This is a genomic window from Streptomyces sp. NPDC051172, assembly GCF_040682555.1.
Lineage (GTDB): Bacteria > Actinomycetota > Actinomycetes > Streptomycetales > Streptomycetaceae > Streptomyces.
The window spans coordinates 1-1,071 of sequence record NZ_JBFBBE010000462.1; the positions used below are offsets into that span (position 1 = coordinate 1).

The following is a 1,071-nucleotide window of genomic DNA, read 5'->3' on the forward strand; positions in this document are numbered from 1 at the left end:
TCCCCCTCTCCCTGGCCAACGCCGGCGGCTGGAGCGCCATGCAGGAGCGCCTGGGCGCCGAGTTCTTCAGCTGGGACGGGATCGGCGTGCAGTCGATCGTCACCTACTTCGTGGTCTACACCCTCGGCCTGCTGATCGGCCAGGACGTCTGGCAGCGCGTCTTCACGGCCCGCTCCCCGCGCGTGGCCCAGATCGGCGGCGCCACCGCGGGGCTGTACTGCATCGCCTACGGCGTCGCCGGCGCCGTGATCGGCATGGCCGCCCGCACGGTGACCGCGGACATCGCCACCACGGACGACGTGTTCGCGTGGGTCGCCCAGAACCTGCTGCCCGTCGGCGTGGGCGGCGTGGCCCTGGCGGCCGCCGTCGCGGCCATGATGTCCACCGCCTCGGGGGCGATCATCGCGGCCTCGACCGTGATGCGCACCGACATCCTCCCCATCCTCCGCGGCGAGTCCACCGCCGCCGAGGACGGCGCCACCACCGAGGACGCGGCCACGGAGACCGCGGCGGAGCTCGCCTCGAACCGCGGCTGGGTGCTGCTGCTCGGCGCCGTCGTGCTGGGGCTGGCGATCGTCGTCCCGGACGTGGTGGCGGCCCTGACCATCGCGTACGACATCCTCGTGGGCGGCCTGTTCGTCGCGATCGTCGGCGGCCTCGTGTGGCAGCGCGGCACCGGCACGGCGGCGCTGTGGTCCATGGTGGTCGGGACGGTGGGCACCCTCGGCACCATGGGCTGGCTCGAGCTGAACGCCGCCGAGCCCTTCGAGGGCGTCTTCGCGAACGAGCCGATCTACGTGGGCCTGGCCGCCTCCGCCGTCGTGTACGTCCTCCTCAGCCTGATGACCCGGCCCACCGACCCCGCGGTCCTCGAGGCCTGGCGGGTGCGCTCCCGCCACGGCGTCGACGCCGCGGTCTGAGAGTGCCCCTGGCCGATGACCCCGGGGCCTGTGATCCTCCGACGCCCGCACGATGGCCGAGGCCAGGCGGTGCGGTGGCGGGCCACCCCTTGGCCGGGATCTTCCCGGCCCCTAGTGTGTCAGTACAGCCCGGGACCGGGCCTCCCCCTCG

1 pseudogene is annotated in these 1,071 nt (G+C 73.9%); it reads left to right on the forward strand.

The annotated features are described in order from the left end of the window. Positions 1 to 920, forward strand: a pseudogene (locus tag AB0N07_RS51945) (sodium:solute symporter); the annotation flags it as partial. Positions 921 to 1,071 lie beyond the last annotated feature (151 nt).